The sequence below is a fragment of the Clostridium sp. HMP27 genome (assembly GCF_000765165.1).
Lineage (GTDB): Bacteria > Bacillota > Clostridia > Clostridiales > Clostridiaceae > Clostridium_AK.
Map to the genome: position 1 here is coordinate 16,991 of NZ_JMFY01000016.1, position 24,455 is coordinate 41,445.

Sequence of the window (24,455 nt, forward strand, 5' to 3'; positions counted from 1 at the left end):
TTTTTTAATATTTAGTCATCAAATGGATGAGGATATCCAAACCCTCCATGGAATGTGCATGTTTTTGCTGCACAAGTGGCTGCAAATTCTAGAGCCTCTTCCATATTTTTATTTTGAGTATAATTTGTTAAAAATCCTGCAATAAAACTATCTCCTGCACCCATGGTATCAATAACTTCCGTTTGCTTTATGCCCTGCTCAAATAGTTCACCATTTTTAGAAAATAATGCCCCTTTTCCTCCTAGGGTTACTCCAACTATATCAGTTCCTAACAAGTGACATGTCTTTATAAGACCCTTTACTTCTTCCAATGTCAAATCTGAACCTGAGAAAAATGCAAATTTCACATTAGGACATACTCCTTTTAAATATTCTATATCTCTATTATCGGAAAAATCGAATGAAATATTACAGTAATCTTTAATTTTCACAAGTTCCGCTTCAATATTTGAATAACAACTGGTATGGCATACATCAAAATTAGAAATATAATTTAAGTCCTCTGGTGTTAAACGTAATCTAACAATATGTTGTACAGTATTCTTAGGACCACCAACAAATACTCTATCTCCCTCAGAGGTTAAATTCACTCTTGGTTGTCCACTTATTCCTATCACATGGCGCGACTTTTCATAATTTATTCCTTCTTGATTAAGTGCCCAGGTCAAATGTTCAGCTTTTTTGTCAGTTCCAAATATTCCAATATAAGAACATTCATCAAATCCATATCGTTTACAATTAACTACAACGTTTACAGCATTCCCACCTGGATAATATAGATTTTGATCTAAATAACAATCAACTACATTATCTCCTACAGCTATCATTTTCATATTACATACCCTCCAATTAAAATATTAACCTTTTACAGACCCGGCCGCCATACCTCTTATGAAATATTTTTGCATACATATAAATAGTATAATTATAGGTAGTGCAGAAATAACCATACCTGCAAGTAACACTCCCCAATCCGTTTGAAGTGCATCTCTAAAATTCATAAGTCCTGAAGGAATGGTTTTTAAGTTGTCTGAATCTATAAATATAATTGAAAATAAAAATTCATTCCAAGAATAATATGATGTAAGTATTACACTTGTAAGTAAAATTGGTTTTGAAATAGGCATAAATATCCTCCAATAAATTTCAAAAGCACTGCATCCATCTATTCTTGCTGATTCTTCTAATTCCTTTGGAATTGCAAGAAAAAATGATCTAATAAGTAATACGGTTAAAGGTAATCTAAATGCTATATAAGGAAGAATCATCGCAAAACGAGTATTATGAATTCCTAGTTTTTGCAAAAGAACATAAAGTGGAACTACACATACCTGCGGATTTAACATCATTCCACCCATACAAATTATAAGCGCTATACTCATACCTCTAAATCTATACCTACTAAGTCCATATGCACATAATGAGGCAATTATAACTACTCCAGTAACTGTCGAGACTGTAACTATTAAGCTGTTTAAAAAGTATTTTGATATTCCCTTCTCCCATGCGATTGCATAATTAGAGAATTTCCAAACTGAAGGTAATCCCCACACATTCCCATAGATTTCTTTATAGCTTTTTAAAGAAGACATTACCATCCAGAATAAAGGATATGCAATGCATACAACTCCAATCAAAAGAACTGCTAAAACTAAAATTTCACCTATGCCAAATTTATTACGGCGATAAGAGGAAGTTTTATATCTAGGCATCTTAGGCATTTTATTTTCAGTGCTTAATTGCATATCACTATAAGAAGAAACTTTATGTTTATCCATCTCTATTCCTCCTTTCCCGTTCTAAATAATAACATTTGAACCACAGCAAGCGATGCTGTTATAACAAATATTAGTACAGCTAAAGTAGCAGCGTATCCCATTTTATCTTTAAAAAAGCCTGACTGATACATATGAACTGCAATAGTCATAGAGCTTGTTCCAGGTCCTCCACCCTTTGTCAAAATATACGGCTCATTAAATACCGTAAATGCACCTGTAATTGTGATTAAGCTAGTTACAAAAAACATTTCTTTAACTTGTGGTAAAGTTATGCTTATAAAACGTCTAATTTTTCCTGCCCCATCTATCTCTGCCGCTTCGTATAACTCCTCTGGTATCTTTTGAATCGCAACAATGAATAGCATCATAATGTATCCCAAACTTTGCCACTGAGATACTGCAATTACTGCATATGGTGCGGTAGAAGGTAAACCTAGCCAAGGTTTTGCTAAGCTGTCGAGTCCTATAATTCTAAGAAAGCTATTTAATAGCCCTGTCTGAGGGTTGTATATAAAACTAAAAAGCAAACAAATTACTGTCATTGAGATTATAACCGGCAAAAAGTATATAGTTCGAATAGCAGGAGAAATTTTTCTAAAAACCTTATCTTCCAATACTGCTGCCACTACCAGGCCTAAACATACTTGCCATATTACAGATATTACGGCATAACGTACATTATTTATTAATGCTGTAACCACAACTTTATCAGATAGTAGTGTTTTATAATTTTGCAATCCAACAATTTTTCTTATAGGAGATAATGTTGAAAATTCTTCAAAACTATAAAGAATATTTTGAGCTAACGGAATATATATAAACACTGCTAACATAATAATGCATGGAGCTATAAATAAATATGGAGCTAATACAACTTTTGATTTTTTCATTACCACCACTCCTAGCAAAATAGATTACTATAAACTTATATAACACAAGAGGGGAAGCCCCCTCTTTTCAAATTTGTAATATTATTTTAGATTATTTTGCAGATTTACGTTCTTCAGCAGCTGCTTTTTGTACATCCTTCATTACATCCTGCGGAGTCTTTTGTCCTGCTGCTATAGATTGACCTCCACGCATATAAGCATCAGCTACACTGATTTTCACTGCATTGTCAAGCCATGGAGTAGTTTCAGAAGAATTCATAATTAAATCAACAGCTTCTAAAATTTCCTTTGATGCATTATCAGCTGAGACAGCGCCTTTTATTGCTGTAACCTGTCCATCTAATTTTGTAAACTTTGTAGCATTTTCCTTAGAGATTATAAACTTTAAAAGTTTTTCAGCTGCTTCTGGATTTTTACTTACATTGCTTAACATAAAGCCTTCTGGTGCTCCAGTAAGTGCTTCTGGACTTCCCTTTCCATCTGCAAATGTTGGGAAGTTAAAGAACCCAAATTTGATATCTCCGTTATCTTGAACTTTTTTAATTTCTGCAAGCTGCATGTACATAACAGGAACCTCACCACTTGCAAACATGTTACGTGCAGTTTCATGGTCGATTGCAGTTGCCGTTGTTCCCATATATTTTGTTAATGTTTTAAAGTGCTCTAAGACCTTTACATATGCTGGATCAGTAAATTCTCCAGTTTTTGCATTATAATCCTTCTTAAGAACTGCTGGCTCAAGCATACGCTGATTCATTGTTCCTAAGTAATGCGCTATAGTCCAAGGATCTGTCAATCCTTCAATAATTGGGGCTTTATATCCAAGAGTTTTTAGCTTTTCTAATAATGCTATAAGTTCATCAAATGTTTTAGGAACACTAAGTCCATTCTTTTCAAATACATCTTTATTATAGAAGAATGCTTTCCCATCAATTGTAAGAGGCATTCCATAAAGCTTACCGTCAAATGTAAATGCACCCTTTTGTGAATCCATAACTTGGCTAGCCCATTCTTTATCCTTTTCAACTATATCATTAAGTGGTTTTACTTTTCCTGAGGCTACAAGATTTTCAGCAAAGGAATCTGACCAGGATACAAATACATCTGGAACATTATCTGATGATACAAGTACACGAATTTTTTCTTTGTACGAGTCATTTAAAACTGCATCTGTCTCAACTTTAATATCTGGATTTTGTTTTTCAAATTCAGCAACCAATTCTTTAAAATATGAATTTCTAGGTTCGTTAGGCCATCTATGGAAAAACTTAATTACAGTTTTTCCATCAGATGACTTTGTTGGTTGGCCGGCAGTTTCCTTAGCTCCACCACCACAGCCTACTAAAGACATCACCATTACAGAACTTAACGCTACCGCAAGAATACGCTTTAACATTTTTACCCCCCCAATTAATATCTTAATATATATTTAATTAATATATCCTATTATCAATATTCCATTTTCCACATATATCTTCTAACAGATAACGGATGTCCTCTATGTTCTGCAATACGGTCTGCATATTGACGAAGAACAACTCCAACCACAAGTGGTGCAAAGTATCCACGAAGATCTTCATCAATTCCTTCCATATCAAATGTTTCAGCATCGATAAGAGTTATCTTATCACTATATTTCTTGCAAAATGCATGTGCACGTTCATCAAGCGGACGAGTTTCATCCAATCCTTTAATTATAATAAATGGCACATCATAGTCTGTAACTTCAAATGGTCCATGAAAATATTCTCCTGAATGAATTGCACTAGAATTTATCCACTGCATTTCCATAAGTAAGCAAATGGCAAAGGAATAAGCTACCCCATAACAACCACCACTTGCCATTGTATATATAAGCTCTTCACGTTTATATTTTCGTCCAAACTCATCTGCAGCTTCATAGGTGCTTGTCTTATTTAATTCAAATACTCTGTGTAAATTATTAATGGATTTTACTGCACGAGTATATTTTTCATTTGGATTAACAACGTTAAGCATACTAAATATAAGATTATATAACATTCCATTATTTAATTCTGATGCATTTGCTTCTGTTCCCCAATCATAATGTATTGTATATTCAGCGGCCTTCCAAAGTGGTGAATCTACAAGATGTGAGAATGCTATTGTTATCGCACCTTTCTCGCGTGCAAATTCAGCAGCTCTTACTGTTTCTGGTGTATTACCTGAATGTGAACAAAGAACCACAACTGAACCTTGCCCTAAACTTTTTGGTGAACGATGCACAAACTCATTTGATGAATAAACCGCAGATGGAATCTCTGTTTCCCTGTCCATTATATACTGTACAGGTTCAAATATTGCCTTTGACCCACCACAAGCTACAAAGTAAAAATTTTTAACACTAATACCTTTAATTGCCTCAATTGCAGTTTCTAATTGTTTTACATGTTCTGGTTTCATAATCAATTCCCCCTTAAAATCTTTCCAACATCCCCATGTTGTTATATATTATATTATGTTGTTATATGTTGTTATATTCACTATATGATTATATTAACTTAAATTACATTAATTGTCAATATAATTTACTGATAATTCTATCATTTTTCTATAATCACTTTTCACTCTAAAATATGGCTTTACTCATAAATCTTTTTCCAATATGGCTTTCTATTATTAAATGTAGTTATATACTTAAATCCTACTTCTTCACAAAGTTTCAAAGCATCTATAATATTTTTACCTACATCGTTTTTATTGTGTGAATCTGAACCAACAGTTATTATTTCCCCACCTAAACTTTTATATAATTTTATTACATCAAGACCTGGCATTGTTTCTTTAGGAGCTTGTCTTAGCCCTGATGTATTAATTTCAATCCCCTTTCCATTTTTAATAATTTTTTTTAGTATATCCACTAGAAAATCATAGTATTTTATTAGCGTTATTCTTTGTTTATAGTAATCTGTACTATATCTTTTTATTAAATCAAGATGACCTAAACAATCAAACTTTCCACATACCACCATTTGATCTAACTGCTGAAGATACTCTACACATAAGTTATCTAGTGTAATAGTTGTCAAATCTAATTTCCCAAGATCTATATTATTAATCATCTTATGAAGAGAACCTATAATATAATCATAGTTGAAAGAACCTATCAGTTCTTCTGATTCTTTTAAATTACGATATGGTTGTCCTAATTCTAATCCTGCCCTTATTTCAATTTTCCCCTTAAAATTTTCCCTAACCTCTAATATTTCATTTTTATATTTTCCCAAGTCGTAATATTTAGATGCCCAGTCTTTCCTGTGCATTTCGCAATGTTCCGTTATAGCTATTTCCTTTAACCCTTTGTTTATGGCACTTTCACAAACCTGCATAATTGAATCTTTACCATCAGGTGAAATACTTGTATGAATATGATAATCAATTAGATAATACATACTTTTTAATCATCCTTTCTCACTCTATAATAAATGCTTTTTTTACAGTTTAATTTTTTTAATAAAAAATGCACCCCTTTTGAGGTGCAAAAGCCGCTTATTAAACCCAGTCATCAAAACCACTTCTTCTGCCTGTATAGAAGAATTCTGTATGCCTACACTTTGGACAAACATATACAGCAAAAACTAGGTGTTCTTCAATATCAAATAAAGCACCTAGAATTCCCCTTTTATCATCTTGAGAGTCAAATCTATAATCCTTTAAGTACTCCATTTCTTCTTTACATCTTAAGCACTCATAATTCCTTGCCATTTTAACTCACCATCCTCTAATACTCTATACCAAATTATACCACAAAACTTAGCGATTAGCGACTAATAGAAATAAGACGACATTTTTAATGTGAACTTCCTTCTTAGTTAGTAGCTCTGAATGACCTTTTTAATGCTCAAAAGTATAGAATTTTCATCGTAGAAGGCATTGAACGAGCCTTAGAACGGCTTTATTTATAAATTAAAAATACCGTTAAGAGCCGCCTACTGTCTGAGCGACAGCGAGTTTAGGTGGCTTAGGGATTTTAAATTTATAAATATTAGCCGTTATTGGCGAAATGAATCGCCTTCTTAGATGAAAATTTTATACGCCCCTGAGCATTAAAATGTCGTAATATCTTTTTTAATCATTTCCCACACTTCATCAGTACTTTTCTCTTGTATGTTTTTATATGAATTTCCATCTAGTGATGAATCAAATTGACAAATTGGAGAATACTCACAAAAGCCACAAGGGGTTGACTCCTTCTTCTTATAAGGTTTTATTGAAATATTTCCTTCAAGCATCTCTTCACATAGATTTACTATTGTCTTTTTCACATAGGCTCTTAATATATCAAATTCTTCTTTCGTAGCAAGAGACCCCATTACATTTTTATAAAATTCACCCTTACTACTTAAAGCCACAGGTAAGATATCTGAGTATTTATCAATTTGTCTATCCATAGCCTTGATTATATCTACATCTTCAAGTAAGAGTCCATTCATCTTTAGTCTTGAAAGTATTTTCTTTTCTATCTCTTCATAAGTTTCCTTACCTGTTCCCTTTACTATAGGATCATCTATTTTAAAGTAAAGTACTCCTGCTGGCAGCGTATTGTTCTTTATTTCTTCTTCCAAATCAGTTAAAAGTGCATCTAAATATACTAAAAGTTGAAGCTGCAGACCATAATATACATCTATCAAGCTAAACTTTTTGTTTCCTGATTTATAATCTATTATTCTTATATATGTGCCTTCTTCTTCCTTCAATGTATCTAATCTATCAACTCTACCTATTAAATTTACTTTTTCTCCTGAATGAAGTTCTACAGAAATAGGCGGAAAATCTCCATTAAAATTAAATGAAAGCTCTGATCCTTGCGGCTTGAAATCTCCTCTTTTTATTTGCTCTCCAATTACTTCTAGAGTCCTTATAAGAATTTTTTTTATTCCTCGTGTCATGTGCTCATATCTAGGAGAACTATTAAAAATTGCCCCTGGAGTACTTTGTATTTTTTCATCTACCAAATTTCCAATTGCTGTTTCATATAAACTTTTATCTGCATTTTCCCAGGACAAATTTTTTTCCCCTAAGTATTTAGTGAAATTATCTAATATTTCATGCATAAAACTTCCTAGGTCTGGTGAGGTAAGCTTATATACCTTTCTATCCTTGGCATTAAGCCCATACTTTACAAAATATGCAAAAGGACAGGATGCATATTTTTCTAAGCGTGACACACTTATACTCATATTATGTCCATAAAGTTTTCTAACCTTTTGGGTATCTAGTATTTCTGCATCATTACTATAACTAAATCCTTGCAGTATAGTATTTAACTTTCTATTCCACTTATCCCTGTCTCTATACCACCTGTATACGTCAAGCCAGACCTTACTTAAATTTATTTCTTCACTACTTCCTCTAAGCTCTGATATAAGTTCGTTAAATGTAGCCTTGGGAGTGCTAATCATTTCTATATCCTCCTCTTCAGTATGCTTAGCTATTATATTGCTCTTTTCACAAAGTTGTGGAAATATCCTTTTCATTCTTGATATCACAATAGATGGTCTTAAACTCTTTCCTTCTAGACTTGCTATAGGATAGCTTAATCTTAAATATTTGCTCATAATAGTTAAGGTAATGTAAGTTAAAAATTGTTCTTCAAAAGCTAAACTCTTTGTATCCTTTGCAAGTTCCAAGCCATTTTCCCTTAAGCTCTCCCTTTCCAAATCTGTAAGTATTCCTTCATCTGCTATGGCTCCTGGGAAAACTCCATCATTCACTCCAACAATATAAAGCGCTTTTATATCATGGCTTCTAATCCTTTGAACACTACTTACAAGAATTTGGTCAATAGCTGGAGGAATTAATCCAAGCTCATATTCTTCAAAGCCACTTTTAAGAATTCTACCAAATACTTCACTATCTATCTTATCTTCATTTATGACTTCAGCAATTTGGTCCATTATATCCACAATAGCATCCCATATCTGCCTATACTCATTTACCTTATCTAGTAAGTTTTCTTCCTTAAACACTTGTATTAAAGCTTGAGTTTTTTCTTCAATATTGAGCTTTATTAAAAAGTCATATAAGGCATGACACATTTCTTTACCTGTTTTTTTACCCTTTATATTTTCATGAAATTCCATCAAAGGCTTAGCTATTTTAAATCTTAGTTCATTTATCTTGTTTAAGCTTTCCTGCTCTGCCTCGCTTATTTCATCCCCAGAAAAACTATATTTTATTCGATAACTCCAAGGTTCTTCTGTAGTCCACTTCTTTCCACGTATTCCATTTGCTAAAACATAGTTCTCTATAAGATCTATATCTTTTCTTGAAATATCAGTAAGTCCAGTTTTCAAGTATCTAAAAACAGCTTCGTAGCTCCATCTTTTAACTATAACTTCAATTGAGGATAATATTAAAACTATAAGTGGATTACTAACTATTTCTCTTTTTTTATCTATAAAATAAAGAATGGAATGCTCATCAAAAATTGCTCTTATTAAATTTTCATATCCATCTAAATCACCTGTAACTACAGCTATGTCCTTAAACCTATATCCCCTATCCCTTACTAATTTAAGTATATCCCTTGCAGTATCTTCTATTTCAGAATACTTGTTTAATGCTTTGAACATGCATATATCCTCTGTATCTCCTTTAAAAATTCTATAAGGATATGCAAATATATTTTGCTCCATATGGCTTAATTCTTTGCTTTCCTTAAATCTATAGCAAGGAGAACAATTTAATGCTATTGGTTTATCAAAAGATATATTATTTCTTTCAGCTATCTTTAAAATCTTATCTTCAGTGCTCTTTGTAGGATAAAAAAGATCTAAGTTATCTATTGCTCTTGTTTCATTTAAGCTATTTGTAGCTAAAGTAATATTTACTCTCTTAGCTTGGTTCATTATTTTTTCAAGTATATTATATTGCTGAGGTGTGTAGTCAAAAAACTCATCTATCCAAACCTCTGCATTATAAAACAGCTTTGATTTATCTAATCTTTCTAGAAGTAATGATAAGTCATCTTCTGAATCTATATATTTTTTATGTAGATTTTCTTCAAACTGAGAATATATAAGCGATATATCTTCCATCTTCCACTGCAAATTTTGATCCTGAATTGTATCATTAGCTCCATATAAAATTTCCGGACTTATATTATATCTCTTAAATTCAGTTATAAGTTCTGACATTGTACTAACAAAGCCCTCTCTTGTTGCAGCTTTATTAAAAATTTTAAGTCTATATGCATGTTCTTGCATTATTTTATATATAAGCATACTTTTCCCTGATTCATTTATATGTTGATGAATTATTCCACCCACTTCGTTAAATACCACTTGAGCAAGTCTTTTAAAACTCAACACTCTTGCCCTTTCCATGGCATTTTCTCCTATATAGTGAATTAGGTTTTTTTCTGTTTGAAATGAAAACTGTTCTGGAACTAAAAGTATTAGAGGATGCTCTTCATCTTTTTTTAATTTCTTTTTTATATCTTCAAAACAATAATAGCTTTTGCCACTGCCTGATCTTCCGTATATAAACCTTAAACTCATTTTTATCACCCTTTGTTAATTTCATTATTAACTTGAATTTATAGTAATAATTTATTATATCATAGTTTTCAAAACTCAATTATTCCTTTACATATTTTAACCATAATCTATTTATCCATAATTTTATGTTATGATCTATACACAGTACACTAAAAATAAAAAGCCGATCTAAAAGATCGACTTCTTAGCTTAACTTTAATTATTGTTCTCTTACTGCATTCCTTTGTTTTGTCTAGACTGTTCATTTAGTTTTTTAGCTTCTTCTATTGCAGAATCATAAGTGCTATTTGTAAAGTTTCCCATAGAATTGTTATTCATACCAAATTGAGCATATCCTTGTTGCCCACTATTTTGTCTTGACTGCTGATTTAATTGTTTTGCTTCTTCTATTGCAGAATTAAAAGTATTGTTTGAAGAGCTTCCCATTGCGCTGCTATTCATATTAGACTGAGCATATCCTTGTGACTCACTGTTCTGTCTTGACTGCTGGTTTAGTTGCTTTGCTTCTTCTATTGCAGACTGAGAAGTACTATTTGAAAAGTTACTAGTTGTGCTACTTGTCATTCCACTATTTATACTATTGGTCATACTAGTTGCAGCATATCCTGGTTTACCTTTATTTTGTCTTGATTGTTCATTTAATCTTTTAGTTTCTTCAATAAAGTTATTATCCATTTTTATTTCCCCTTTCAAAATTCATATTTTGTACATTATTTTTCAGTACAAGATATATTCTCTCCTTTAATCCTTAATATATGATGAAACATTATGGGCCATATTGATTTCAATAACTTTAAAGTATAATTTAGGATGCAATTCCAAAACCTTAAAACTTCGCTTATTACTTTTTTAACATAATAAATTGTATTTTAAATAGCACAAAGAAAAGCCCCAAAGGGGACTTTCTACAAAAATAATAACCAATATACGTTAAATTTTAAATGTTATTTAAGAATATATGCCTTCTCAAATCCCTCTCTTACCGCATGAGCTATGTTTCTTGGAGATGCCGCATCACCTATTAGATATACCCTATTAAAATTATTTTTGATTTTTTCATACAATTCATTATCCGATTTAACTCCTAGGGATATTACAACTTTATCTATATCTAATTCAACTTCCTTATCTTCTTTTAAACTTTGAACCTTAATAGATTTTTCACCTATACTATTTAATTTATAATTTGTAAGTATTTCTACATTTGCAACAAATAAATGCTGCATTAAATCAATCTTATTAATAAGTCCACACCCAGTACCTATTTCTGAAAGCATTTCTATAAGATAAACTGCATTCCCTTGATTTGCTATAAACTCAGCTATTTCACTTCCGGTCATTCCTCCGCCAATTACAGCTACAGCTTCTCCTTCAAAGGTAGCCTTTCCACTTAATGCATCTTCCGAAGTATATACATTTTCTCTATCGATTCCTTCTATATTAGGCATGAAAGGCATTGCACCAGTTGCTACAATTACAACATAAGGATTTTCAGCCTTTACATTCTCTAATTTTCCTTCTGTATTTAATCTTATCTCTACTCCTAAGTTTTCAAGCTCATTTCTTTGATAATCTATAAGCCAATGAAGTTTTTCCTTTCCCTCTGGCTTATGGCCATATTTTATTTGCCCCCCAAGTTCACTGTCCTTTTCAAATAAAACCACCTTAAAGTTTCTTTCTGCCAAAATTCTTGCAGCTTCAAGTCCTCCAGGTCCTCCACCAATTACAACAACTTTTCTCCCATCTCCTGATTTTTCTAGGTTTTTAAATTCCAATTCACGTCCAGCCCTTGTATTTATAGCACATTCCATGTGATGACCAGCAAAAGCACTATCCACACAATGAAGGCAAGATATGCACTTTCTTATATCCTTCTCTCTTCCTTCCTGTGCCTTATTACACCAATCAGGATCTGTAATATGACTTCTTCCTATGGCTACAAAATCAGCTTTACCTTCTTTTAATACACTTTCTGCAAATTCTGGCTCTCTTATTACCCCCACTGCTATAACAGGTATATTTACAGCCTTCTTTATTTCCTCTGCTAAATAAACTCTCCACCCTTGCTCATAGGTTATTGGTTCCATAACTGTTGGCAAGCTTTCATAATTACCACAGCTGGCATTTATAGCATCTACACCTATACTTTCCATGTACTTTGCTATTTTAAGTCCCTCTTCTTCAGTTATTCCTCCTTCCATAAACTCATCTATGCTAAGTCTTATGGTTACAGGATAGTTTTCTCCACAGGTCTTTTTTATTCCCTTAACAATTTCCTCTGCAAATCTCATTCTATTTTCAAAGCTTCCACCGTATTCATCAGTTCTTCTATTTGTAAATGGACTTAAAAATTGACATATTAAATATCCATGGGCGCCATGAAGCTCCACTCCATCAATTCCTGCCATTTTACATCTTAAAGCGCCTGTTGCAAATCTATTTATTAAATCCTTTATTTCTTCTGTAGTTAAAGCTCTTGGGGTTTCTCCTGTAATCTGGCTTGGTACAGCACTTGGGGCAACTACCTGCTTTCCACCAGTAAGCATAGAATTTCCAACCCTACCTGCATGATGAAGCTGCATAAATACCTTTGTATCATATTTATGTAAAGTATCTGCTAATCTTTGAAGCATTGGTATAAACTTGTTATCATCTACCCTTGGATGGCAGGAACCGGCCTTACCTAGTAAGTATTCCACAGAAGTAACCTCAGTTATTATAAGTCCCACTCCGCCTTTTGCTCTTTCTTCAAAATATGCAATTTGATGGTCTGTTACTTCTCCATCTGCTGAAGCAAGCATAGTACCCATTGCAGGCATTATAACTCTATTCTTTAATTTGAGTTTACCTATGTTTCCTTCTTTAAATAAATATTCATACTTCATGTTCAATTCCTCCCTAGTTAAATCAACACTATAAGTTTAAAATCTCTATTTAATAAATACATCTTAATATTTACCCTATTAAATTAAAAAATGTCTTTTATTTTAATTCCTTATCTATACTTTCCCAGAAGCTTTTAATTGTTTGTGATAAGCTGTAACCCATTACTCTAGTATACGGAAACCATTCCTGTGGAAATAACCTTTGATAGTTTGAAGTTACAAATCTTTCATCAATTAAAAGTATAAGCCCCTTGTCTTCTTCTGAACGAATAACTCTTCCTGCTGCTTGAAGTACTTTATTCATTCCTGGATAGGTATAAGAATAATCGTATCCCTTACCGTTTTCCTCATTAAAATAATCCATTATTATATCTCGTTCAAAGCATATTTGAGGAAGCCCTACTCCAACTATAACTGCCCCAAGTAGCCTATCTCCTTTAAGGTCTACCCCTTCTGAAAATATACCTCCAAGCACTGCAAATCCAACTAGTGTTTCCTCTGCATCTTCTTTAAACTGAAGTAAAAACTCTTCTCTATCCTCTTCGTTCATATCTGTGCTTTGAGCTGTGGTGTTTATTTCACTGTACTTTTCTTCAAATACCTCTTTTACATTTTGCATATAGGTATAGGATGGGAAAAACACCATATAGTTTCCTATCTTTCCTGATATAAAAATATTTATATAATCTGTTATTTTTTCGTAGCTCTTTTCTCTAACTTTATATTTAGTAGATATATTTGAGCTAACCATTATTGTCCTATTTTCCTTGTTAAAAGGAGATTCAAGCCTCATTTGATAATCTCCTTCACTTCCTCCTAATACTTCCTTAAAATAATCCATAGGAGTAAGTGTTGCAGAAAATAAAACACCTGCTCGCCCCATGCTTAAAGAATCCTTAAGTAAGGTCGATGGGTCCAAGCAAAATAGCTTTAGTTTTACATCCCCATCCTTTGACTTTTCCACATAAGTCACAAAACCTTTTCTGTAATATTCACTTATCCTTAAGAAAGCCATAACCTCAAAGTATAAATCTAAAACCTCGTCATATCCTTCCCTATTTTCATTTTCTTTAAGCCATTCTTCACCCTCTTTTACGAAGCTCCTTAAGTAAGGATACATTTCATCTGGCTCCTCCTCTTGAAGATAATATCCGTTTTCATCACACTTTTCTCCAAGTTGTAATATTTCTCTATTTATATTGGCTAAAGCTTTATATATTTTACTGGTACCCTTTTTAATTAACTCCTTACCATTATTAAACTTGCTTTTATATAACTCAGCAGAATACATCTCTCTCCCTCTATCCACTAAATTATGAGCTTCATCTATTAAAAATACGTAATCTGTTTTCCCTGTATCAAAAAATCTTTTAAGATAAACTCTAGGGTCAAATACATAATTATAATCACACACAACGCAATCCGCCCACAGTGTTAAATCTAATGCAAATTCAAAGGGACATACTTTATATTCTTCAGCATATTTGACTAGAGACTCTCTTGTAATTATATTTTCGTTTTTCAATACGTCCATTAGTGCTTGATTTATCCTGTTATAATGTCCCTTTGCATATTCACACTGCTCTGGATTACAGCTAGAATCCTTGCAAAAACAAAGCTTTTCCTTTGCAGTTATAAATACAACTTTAAGTTTAAGACCCTGTTCTACCATCTTATTAAATGCTTCTAGTGCTACAGTGGAGGTTATAGTTTTAGCTGTTAAATAAAAAATCTTAGAGGTTAACCCCTCCCTCATAGCCTTAACCGTTGGGAAAATAGTAGACATTGTTTTACCTATACCTGTAGGTGCATTTATAAATATGTTCTTTCCATCTCTTATAGTTCCATAAACAGAAACTGCCATTTCCCTTTGCCCTTTTCTATAATTTTTAAAAGGAAAATTTACAGTTCCTATACTTTCATCTCTTTCATCAAGCCACTTTTTATTAAAGTCTGCCCACATAAAGTATTTATCTATAATTTCATAAAAAAACTCTTCAAGTTCTTCAACGGTATAAGTTTCAACTATTTCTTTTGTTTCCTCTGTATCAACACTTACATATGTTAATTGCACGTTTATATATTGTAATTTCTGCTGCTTTGCATATATGTAGGCATAACATTTTGCCTGGGCAAAGTGCAAAGGATTATATTCTTCATCTATATTCTCCAGGGGCATGGTAGTGCTTTTTATTTCATCAATTGTAATTTCTCCATTTACATTTATTATTCCATCTGCTCTACCTTCTAGCGTCATTGTTATATCTTTATAATCAAAGGTGTATTTTAAAAATACTTCTGAGGAATATTCTTTGCCCTTAGACCTTTGTATTCTTTGGTGAATTTTAGTACCTTCTAATGCTCTTCCGCTTCCTGTGAATCCTGCATTCAAGTCACCAGACCGCAGTATGAATTCAACTAAATTTCTAACCGAAATCCTTATTTCTTTATTATTACTCATAAAATCAATCCTTCAAGTAGATATTTTCACTTGCTTTTTATAAATAATTATATCATATTCATATTGAAAACTTAGGTATTAATTAAACCATTAAGCTAATTGAAAATATTGGGATTATAACTATAATTGATATATACTATTAGTATATACTTGTGAAATGTTGTACTAGAGACAATGATAGGCGGGTGAGCAACTAGAACCTATAAACTTTCTCATATACTTATAGAAAAAATTAAAAGATAAATTTCAATATAGAAGAAAATTTAAAGGAGTATTAAAATATGAAAGCATACGAAGAAAAACTTAAAAGTTATATAATTGAAAACGATATACAAGCAGAGCAGTTAATATTTAATGAATCTTGTCATTCCGTGGAGGAAGCAGCAAAGGCTGCTGGCACTTCCCCAGATGATTTTGTTAAAAACATATGTATGATAGACAACAATAATAACTTAATTGTAGCAATTGTAAAAGGTGAAAATAGAGCAAGTACTTCAAGGGTTGGTAAAGTTTTAAATATAGATGTACCAAGAACTGCAAATGAAAATGAAATTCTTGAAAAAACAGGATTTCCCTGTGGAGGTGTTCCTTCTTTTGGATATAAGGCCATCTTTATAATAGATCCTAAAGTAATGGAAAAAGAGTTTATATATACTGGTGGCGGATCCCCGTATTCATTAGTTAAAATATCAACTAAAGAACTTCAAAATATAAATAACAGCCGTATATTAAGAGTACGAAAATAAAGTGTATATATCAGGTATTACTTTAATTTACAAAAATAACCGTCATCCACTTTGGTGACGGTTACTACTTTAAAAAGTAATCTTTTCGAAATTTCCCTTCATGTCCATTATTTCAGCAATCCCATTTTTTAAATAGAAGTTACCTAGTGTTAAACCACTTTTGTTGTTATAAATATTTTTAAGCATTGGCATTGTTTCAAAAGCCTTTGCCATTGTTTCTTCACTATTATCAAATTCAACAACACCGCTTATTCTAATCCATTGTCCTTCATCATTTGCAGTACATATTTCTACATTGGGATTTTCAGTTATTTGTTTATAGGATTTCTTATGTTTACCTATACCAAAATACAATCTTCCATTATACTCCATAAAGAAACCTAACGGCCTAATTTTAGGCTCGTCCCCTTCTATTGTTGCAAAATAAAATGTAGGATTATCCTTCAAAAACTTTATGATTTTTTCCATAAGATTTACCCTTCTTTCACTTTTTCTAAATTTGATTATATATATATTGTAAAATTTTAAAATTTATATATCAAGTAAAATTTCTCCGATTTTCCTGTAAACTTCATATAGTATATGATAACATTTCTTTATAAGTCTTAGTTATATTCCGTAGGTAAGGAGGTTCTTATATGTTCAAAAAACTTGACCTAACCAATATGAAAATAGCAGAATCTGTATTACAATTACAAATAGCATCCTATAAAATTGAAGCAGAACTAATAGGTTTTTATGAAATTCCTCCTTTAAAAGATACTATTGATAGTTTGACTGGATGTGATGAGATTTTTTATGGTTATTTTATAACTGATATCTTAGCAGGATTAATTTCTTATAAGATTAATGAAAATATTTTAGACATACATAGAGTTGCTGTACATCCATGCTTTTTTAAAAGAGGAATTGCTGGGAAAATGATAAGCTTTATAGAAAAAATTGAAGATACCATAAATAAAGCCGTTGTATGTACCGGTAAAGAAAATCTGCCTGCTGTCAACCTATATTTAAAAAATGGTTATCACAAGGTAAAAGATATTGAAATTAGTAAAGGGATTTATTTAACAGAGTTTGCCAAGACATTTTGATAAAATTATTTTCATAAAGAGGTATACATTAAATTAAAAAGATGATTTCTGCATTAAACAGGAATCATCTTGAAAATCTTTAAAAAGTTAGTACTATATCTGACTAGGAAATTTCTTATTTTGTATTCATTATAATTTCATTCCACTTTTCAACATAATCTCCTGTAGCCCATTCAGCCATAACAATCGAATCATCTTCCTCAATCTCTATCTTCCCTATAGGCTCTTCAGATAATTGTTCATTTATAATTGAGTATATATAAATATAGTTCTTACTAACTACTAAAGCAATTTCCTTATTAGGTGAAGTAAAAACATCAATAGCTTCAGGTACTCTTGCCTTCACTTCACTCCAAGGCACACATAACTCATCATAGTTAATAAGTGTCGATGGTGGAACTCCATATATAATAAAATCTTCAAAGTTTTTATTATCAATAGAAGAAATATAATTTAACCTTCCCTTAAGCATCCAATGTCCATTTCCTCTTGTCAATGTAAAATTATCTTTTCGCATTTGCTTTTCTAATTTATCAGCTTCATTCTTCGAAGCACGAAAAACATTAACCGAGCGAGTTATCGTATTATTAATCTCTTCTGACATTAAATCTGAAATATTAACTCCCTTTGCCATGGAAATATTATCAATGGGTAGTACCTGCAGCTGTCCATTTTCTTCAATTTCTGTACATATATAATCGTTGCCTATAAAAGTAATATTTCTTTTTAGATATTCTTGAAGAGTATTTTCATCATTTGATAAAGTACCTTCTTTAATAAATTCTATAACTGGATGTGCATATAGCTTTTGCACAAGCTGTCCATTACTCGTTTCTTTGTTAACGCCTACTTCCCAAAAACCACTTCTTCTAGGAACCAAAATCTGAGAAAGTTCTATTGTATTTTGCAACTTTCTATTAAGAGATGAAATCCATAATGTCTTATACCTGGATTTGCTATTATTTAAATTACTAGAACTCAATCCCAAAACTACTCCAGATCTCAATAATTTATCTTCTTTAGACTGATTCTCCAACTTCTTGTTAGTATTGTTTAAATTAAGTTTATCTATATATCCATCAGTATCATCTGATATCTTATTCATTAATAGTAAACTCTGATCTTTATATAAAGCCAGCTGATTATTACTTATTTTAATAAAATCATAAAAAAGCTGCCTGCTATCTGATGCAGAAATTATATCTACATTTTCTCCTTTTATTCCAATACTTTTATGATCTATATTATGTCTATATTCAAAAAAGTTATTAGATGATACGCTTTTAATCTTATATTGAGGATTTAAACAAATCTCCTTATCAACTACAGTAATGTTTTCATCGATAATTACTATCTTATCTATGTAATTTTTAAATTTTTCTTTATCTATTTCATTATTTAACGACTTATATTTTTCAATCTTCCAAACGCCTTTAACATGTAATTCTGAGTATTTAGGAGGTATAATTTTATTTTCTACATCAATATCAATTTGGCTGCATCCATACAGAAAGATTGATATTAATACTATAGCAACTTTTATAAACTTCATTCTTTTCTATCTCCTAATTTTATTATTAATTGCAACTGGTATTTTAACTAAAACCGTAGTTCCTACTCCGAGCTCGCTTTCTATGATTAGCTCTCCATCATGCATACTTATTATCTCATCGCAAATAGATAATCCTAATCCATTTTGAGCTTTACTATTTTTCCCTTTATAAAACTTATCCTTAACTCTAGGGAGATCTTCCTTGTTAATGCCACATCCACTATCTTTCACTAAAAAAATTATATATTTTTCTTGATCTAGTACTTCTAAAGAAACATTTCCTCCAATACAAGTAAACTTAAATGAATTATCAAGCAAGTTAATTAGTACCTGCTTAATTCTGCTTAAATCAACTTCTACTAACGGTAACCCTTCTTTAAGCTTAACACAAAAGTTAATATTTTCTCTTTCTGCTCTAGGTTTCATATATTTTTCTATATATTCTATAGTATCTTCAATTGCTACTAATTCCTTATGAAGCGAAATTCTTCCCGAAATAAACTTGGAGAAATCTAAAAGTTCCTCCACCATTGCAGTTAACCTCTCACTTTCATTTTCAATTATTTTTAAACCATCAGTAAGAATCTCCTTGTCTGAACCTCCATCACTATTTAGTGTTATTGCCCATCCCTTAATAGCTGTAAGAGGAGTCCTTAATTCATGAGATACAGAAGATATGAACTCATTTTTTATTGTCTCTCGTTTTTGAATCTCATCTGCCATATAATTAAAGGTTTTCCCGAGCCTTCCCAGCTCATCATTTCTCATCTCTTTTACACGTATATTTAAATTACCATTAGCCATTTCCTCAGCGGCCTTCTTAAGTTCTTTAACTGGATGAATTATACTATAGGATAAAAATATACTTACAATGCTACCAATTATTATTACAGTTAAACCTATAAACAAAAATATAAAGTTGATCATATTTATAGTTTTATCTATTTCCTCCAGTGAGGTTTTAAATCTTAATACACCTACAATATTGTTATTAGACATTAAAGGGTATGAAATAGACATAATCCTTGTTCCATCATAACTAGATTTCCCTATCCACTTCCCCTTTCCCCCCTTTAATGCTGCTTCAAAGTCAAACCCATCTATGTTTCTATCTGGTATAACACCAGTTGAATCCATTAAAATTTTTCCATTTAAATCAATAATCTCAACTTGAGCTGTAGTTTGCTTCCAAAATATATCTATATTATCTATTATGTTATCTTGAAGGGAAGTGTTTGAAAAATATCTCTTATAAAAATCAGCTGATAGTTTTATTTGATTAGTTAAAATACCTTCTGCATTGTTATAAAAATAGTATCGTGTAAAACCAATTAATAAAGCTTCAAATGCAACTACACTTATAAATATTACAAGCATGAAATTAACAATCATTCTCCTTTTTATACTCTTAAATTGTTCTCTTTTATCTTCTTTCCCCTGCATGCACCTTATTCCTTTCTCCAGCGATACCCTGTTCCCCATACAGTTTCAATATACATTGGACTAGATGAAGAATCCTCAATTTTTGTCCTTAGCCTTCTAATATTGACATCGACAATTTTTGTATCACCAATAAACTCATATCCCCAAACCAAATCTAAAAGTTCATCTCTGGTAAATGCTTTACCTGGGCTTTTAATAAATATTTTCATAAGTATATATTCTTTGGGTGTTAAGTATAATTCAACGTCATCCTTATATACTATTTGGGAATAGGTATCTATCTTAAAAGGACCATTGTTAAGTATTTGCTTATTGTCATCCTTTTTTATTTCTTTCATACGTCTTAATATTGCTTTAGTTCTTAATAAAAGTTCTATAGGATTAAAGGGCTTTACTATATAATCATCAGCTCCAAATTCTAATCCCATTATTTTATCCGTATCCTGTCCCCTTGCTGTAAGTATAATTATACCTATGTGGGGAAATTCTTTTCTTATTAACTCACAAGCATCGAAACCATTCATACCGGGAAGCATTACATCCAATAAAACTATGTCTGGCTTTTCTAAATTAATTATTCTCATTCCTTCTTCTGCTGAAGTAGCTTCGAGTACCGTAAAGTTATCTCTTTGAAAATTTACTCTTATAAATCCTCTAATATTATCTTCATCCTCAATTATAATTGCTTTATTCTTCATAACTTCACCTCTACCTTAAAATATTAACCTTATCTCCTTCATTGTTCAAGTATCTAATTAAACTTAAAAAGCCAGCGTGAGCTGACTTTTATGCGTTTTATATAAAAAACAATCATTAAGTATTAATTATTTTTTCTGTTTCTTCCTTAACTATATCCTTAGCTGCTATCTTCTTTTTTCGTGGTGTTTTTGTAACTTTTTTCGTCTTTTGGGTTTTAAGAGCTTTAGAAATTTCACATTCTTTAGCTTTGTCTGCTTTTACCTCCTCTAATTCTTGAAGCTTCTTTTTAAGCTCTGCTACTTTTTCTTTTTCCTTCTTAAGTTTTTCTTGTAATTTTTTTCTTTCTTCCTCTTCTGGCCAACTTGCCCAGACACTTCCTTCAACTTCACTTATTACAGTTTTATAAAGGTGTTCTGTGATTTTAGCACTATTGTACCATGAATATCTCTTATCTACTTCTTTCTTACCACTTTTCTTAAACTTTTCTATTAAATTCTCATCATTTAAAATCTCTAACAAATTATCTCTTAAACTTTCTCTGACTCCGCAAATAAACTTTAATCCGTTTTGTTTATGCTCAACTATTTCACTAAGTCCGCCTATGTCAGAAGCTAGAACTGCACAATTAGCTGCCATTGCCTCTAATGCTGTTGTACCAAAATGTTCATATATAGACGGAACTACCGCTATATCTGATACTCTATAAAGTTTGATCTTTTCCTCTTCTTCTAAATATCCAGTGAAAATAACCCTGTGTGCTAAATTCATGCAATTTATTCTATCCTGGAGCTCTTCTGTCATTGGTCCTTTTCCTACTATTAAAAATTTAACTTTAGAATATGAAGAAATAACTTCTGGAATAGCCTCTATTAAAAGATGAATTCCCTTTTGATAAGAATGCTTTCCTAAGAATAATATAATCTTTTCCTCAGACGATGCATATTTGCTTCTAAACGCTTCCTCATCAAATGGCATATTAAACTTTTCCGTGCTTATTCCATTTGGTATTGTCCATATATTTTCCTCAGGAGTTTTGAACAAGTCTACTACTTCATTTTTCATATTTTCATTACATACTATAGTTTTCCATGACTCGTAAGTTAAAAGCCATTCTGCATTTGATATATATCGTTGCAGTTCTGTTTTTATCCCATTATTTCTTCCTTGTTCTGTAGCATGCATGGTACATACAAGGGGGATGTTAAATGACCATTTCAAAGATTTTGCAGCATATGTTGCAAGCCAATCATGAGCATGTATTATATCAAATCTTCCAACTTCTCTAATAAGTCTTGTAGCTTCTTCAATCATCGCAAAATTAAGATGCATTACCCATTTTGCAAAATCTGTGGTATCAATATTATAAGGGGCAACCCTATGAACCCATACACCATTGTCTTTTTCATGTAATGATGATGTACCTTCTTCACAAGTTATAACATGCACCTCATGTTTTAATTTGCTAAGTTCTTGACTCAAATTATATACATGTTTAGATAATCCCCCTATGTTATTAGGTGGGTACTCCCAGCTTAACATTAATATTCTCATTTTTGCCACTCCCATCCTATACAGTAAATATTTAGAAAATAACTATAATAAAATTATAAAATTTTACCAACATTATTTCAATGTTTATATTTAATTTTTACTGATTTTCCTTTAAGTTTTTATCTTTTTACTTTATAAACTTATCCACAAATTTGATTCTTTCTCTATATAAGCCTATACTTAAAAGGAGTTATTTAAAATTTTATAGAATAGGAGGCTAAAAATATATGCAAAAGTGTACTAAAAATGATACCTACTCAACTTTATCCCACTTTCACAACTTTAGACTTAAACTTATGATTGAAGGAATTTTTGTAGGCATTTTGTCGGGATTTTTAATTGTTCTCTATAGAATCACATTAGAAAAAGCTGAAGAGCTGCGTCAAAAATTTATTTTAGATTTCAATGGAAATATTAAACTTATAGGTATATGGTTTATATTTCTAATAATTGCTGCTTACATAGTTGGATTACTTATAAAAAGTGAACCAATGATAAGTGGAAGTGGTATACCTCAAGTAGAAGGTATATTAACGAGAAAAATTAGCATGAATTGGTTACCTGTAGTTGTTAAAAAATTTATAGGCGGAGTTATATCAATAGGAGCTGGTTTATCCTTAGGTCGCGAGGGTCCTTCAATACAACTCGGAGCCGCTGTAGGACAAGGCGTTAGCAGAGTTTTTAAAAGAATTAAAATTGAAGAAAAATACTTAATCACCAGTGGTGCTAGTGCTGGGCTAGCTGCTGCATTTAATGCTCCTCTAGCTGGAGTAATGTTTGCACTTGAAGAAGTTCATAAACATTTTTCTCCCCTAATATTATTATCTGCCATGTCTGCATCTTTAACTGCAGATTTTATTTCAAAATACTTTTTTGGTTTAAAGCCTGTTTTTAACTTTGAAAATATTATACCAATGCCCCTTGAAAGCTATGGATATATTATACTTCTTGGAGTTATCGTGGGGGTTTTTGGGGTTATATATAATTACACTTTATTGAAGGCTCAAAATATTTATGCAAAACAAAAGTGGCTTTCTGTAAAATTTAGGCCTATGATTCCTTTCTTAATCGCAGGAGTACTTGCTTTAATTCTTCCTGAGGTTCTAGGTGGTGGTCACCCAATTATAGAGTCATTAATTCACGGTAGTTTTTCAATCAAAGTGCTATTAATTATTTTATTAGGAAAGTTTATATTTTCAATGATAAGCTATGGTTCAGGAGCTCCCGGTGGAATATTCTTTCCACTATTAGTCTTAGGGGCTTTAACCGGTGCCATTTACGGAAATGTATTAGTAAATTTCTTTGGATTTAATCCTGAGTTTGTTAATAATTTTATAATACTTGCCATGGCAGGATATTTTACTGCTATTGTACGAGCTCCTATAACAGGAAGCATACTGATTACAGAAATGACTGGTTCATTTTCTCATCTGCTCTCTTTAAGTGTTATATCTATAGTTGCCTATTTAGTAGCTGATTTATTAAAATCAGAACCTATATATGAATCACTATTGGATAGATTACTTAAAAATAATGGAAGGGAACAGACTTCAGGGGATAGTAAAGATAAGCTAATCTTAGAAGTACCTGTTTGCTTAGATTGTGAGATGGATGGAAAAGAAATCAAAGATTTAGATTTACCATCGGATTGCTTGCTTGTGGGTATTAGACGTGGTGAAAAAGAAATTATTCCAAATGGATCCACTACAATACATTCTGGGGACTACTTGCTTGTACTAGTAAATGAAAATAAAGCAGCATTAACTAACGAAGAATTATTAAAAATAAGTGGACAGCCTGGTATATAAATTATGATTAAAATAACTGAACTAGAAG

Annotated in this window: 19 protein-coding genes; 3 read left to right on the plus strand and 16 right to left on the minus strand. The window is 31.6% G+C overall.

Translation table 11 applies throughout. From position 1 onward, the window contains the following. Positions 1-11: 11 nt before the first annotated feature. From DP68_RS07565 to DP68_RS07615, 11 genes are all read right to left on the minus strand, one after another. On the minus strand, positions 12-833 hold the full coding sequence (locus tag DP68_RS07565) for a PfkB family carbohydrate kinase (RefSeq protein WP_035308070.1): 822 nt from the start codon (positions 831-833) through the stop codon (positions 12-14). A 24-nt stretch (positions 834-857) separates the two neighbouring features. After that, entirely contained in the window at positions 858-1,778 is a 921-nt protein-coding gene (locus tag DP68_RS07570) for a carbohydrate ABC transporter permease (RefSeq protein WP_291547901.1), read from the minus strand. A 2-nt stretch (positions 1,779-1,780) separates the two neighbouring features. Continuing rightward, entirely contained in the window at positions 1,781-2,668 is an 888-nt protein-coding gene (locus tag DP68_RS07575) for a sugar ABC transporter permease (RefSeq protein ID WP_035308073.1), read from the minus strand. A 91-nt stretch (positions 2,669-2,759) separates the two neighbouring features. Then, positions 2,760-4,064 (minus strand): extracellular solute-binding protein, encoded by a 1,305-nt coding sequence (locus tag DP68_RS07580; RefSeq protein ID WP_035308075.1) that lies wholly within the window; start codon positions 4,062-4,064, stop codon positions 2,760-2,762. 53 nt (positions 4,065-4,117) lie between these two features. Continuing rightward, entirely contained in the window at positions 4,118-5,092 is a 975-nt protein-coding gene (locus tag DP68_RS07585) for an SIS domain-containing protein (RefSeq protein ID WP_035308078.1), read from the minus strand. Between the two features lie 179 nt (positions 5,093-5,271). After that, complete coding sequence (locus DP68_RS07590; protein ID WP_035308080.1) at positions 5,272-6,081, minus strand: histidinol-phosphatase HisJ family protein; 810 nt, start codon at positions 6,079-6,081, stop codon at positions 5,272-5,274. Positions 6,082-6,181: 100 nt separating this feature from the next. After that, entirely contained in the window at positions 6,182-6,394 is a 213-nt protein-coding gene (locus DP68_RS07595) for a hypothetical protein (RefSeq protein WP_035308082.1), read from the minus strand. Between the two features lie 341 nt (positions 6,395-6,735). Then, positions 6,736-10,191 carry a helicase-exonuclease AddAB subunit AddB gene (gene addB / locus DP68_RS07600; protein ID WP_035308084.1) on the minus strand — a complete coding sequence of 1,152 codons (3,456 nt, stop codon included), beginning with the start codon at positions 10,189-10,191 and terminating at the stop codon, positions 6,736-6,738. A gap of 210 nt (positions 10,192-10,401) precedes the next feature. Beyond that, a complete protein-coding gene (locus DP68_RS07605; protein WP_052085708.1) occupies positions 10,402-10,866 on the minus strand; it encodes a hypothetical protein in 465 nt (154 codons plus the stop codon). A gap of 269 nt (positions 10,867-11,135) precedes the next feature. Continuing rightward, positions 11,136-13,076 carry an FAD-dependent oxidoreductase gene (locus tag DP68_RS07610; protein ID WP_035308087.1) on the minus strand — a complete coding sequence of 647 codons (1,941 nt, stop codon included), beginning with the start codon at positions 13,074-13,076 and terminating at the stop codon, positions 11,136-11,138. Positions 13,077-13,173: 97 nt separating this feature from the next. Next, on the minus strand, positions 13,174-15,537 hold the full coding sequence (locus tag DP68_RS07615) for an ATP-dependent DNA helicase (RefSeq protein WP_035308089.1): 2,364 nt from the start codon (positions 15,535-15,537) through the stop codon (positions 13,174-13,176). A 281-nt stretch (positions 15,538-15,818) separates the two neighbouring features. Here DP68_RS07615 and DP68_RS07620 point away from each other — a divergent pair, with 281 nt between their 5' ends. After that, positions 15,819-16,283, plus strand: a complete 465-nt coding sequence (locus DP68_RS07620; RefSeq protein ID WP_035308091.1) for a YbaK/EbsC family protein — start codon at positions 15,819-15,821, stop codon at positions 16,281-16,283. Between the two features lie 69 nt (positions 16,284-16,352). Here DP68_RS07620 and DP68_RS07625 read toward each other — a convergent pair whose 3' ends face one another. Beyond that, positions 16,353-16,751 (minus strand): pyridoxamine 5'-phosphate oxidase family protein, encoded by a 399-nt coding sequence (locus tag DP68_RS07625; RefSeq protein WP_035308093.1) that lies wholly within the window; start codon positions 16,749-16,751, stop codon positions 16,353-16,355. 170 nt (positions 16,752-16,921) lie between these two features. Here DP68_RS07625 and DP68_RS07630 point away from each other — a divergent pair, with 170 nt between their 5' ends. Beyond that, positions 16,922-17,374, plus strand: a complete 453-nt coding sequence (locus tag DP68_RS07630; protein ID WP_035308095.1) for a GNAT family N-acetyltransferase — start codon at positions 16,922-16,924, stop codon at positions 17,372-17,374. 115 nt (positions 17,375-17,489) lie between these two features. Here DP68_RS07630 and DP68_RS07635 read toward each other — a convergent pair whose 3' ends face one another. The 4 genes from DP68_RS07635 to DP68_RS07650 all read right to left on the minus strand — a co-directional run bounded on the left by DP68_RS07635 (position 17,490) and on the right by DP68_RS07650 (position 22,619). Beyond that, positions 17,490-18,926 (minus strand): hypothetical protein, encoded by a 1,437-nt coding sequence (locus DP68_RS07635; RefSeq protein WP_035308096.1) that lies wholly within the window; start codon positions 18,924-18,926, stop codon positions 17,490-17,492. 6 nt (positions 18,927-18,932) lie between these two features. Beyond that, complete coding sequence (locus DP68_RS07640; RefSeq protein ID WP_052085709.1) at positions 18,933-20,369, minus strand: ATP-binding protein; 1,437 nt, start codon at positions 20,367-20,369, stop codon at positions 18,933-18,935. Between the two features lie 5 nt (positions 20,370-20,374). Continuing rightward, a complete protein-coding gene (locus DP68_RS07645) occupies positions 20,375-21,067 on the minus strand; it encodes a response regulator transcription factor (RefSeq protein WP_035308098.1) in 693 nt (230 codons plus the stop codon). 115 nt (positions 21,068-21,182) lie between these two features. Further along, positions 21,183-22,619 carry a glycosyltransferase family 4 protein gene (locus DP68_RS07650; protein WP_081957123.1) on the minus strand — a complete coding sequence of 479 codons (1,437 nt, stop codon included), beginning with the start codon at positions 22,617-22,619 and terminating at the stop codon, positions 21,183-21,185. A 227-nt stretch (positions 22,620-22,846) separates the two neighbouring features. Between DP68_RS07650 and DP68_RS07655 the strand changes: the two genes are divergently transcribed. Further along, complete coding sequence (locus DP68_RS07655) at positions 22,847-24,427, plus strand: ClC family H(+)/Cl(-) exchange transporter (protein ID WP_035308100.1); 1,581 nt, start codon at positions 22,847-22,849, stop codon at positions 24,425-24,427. The last annotated feature ends 28 nt before the right edge of the window (positions 24,428-24,455 follow it).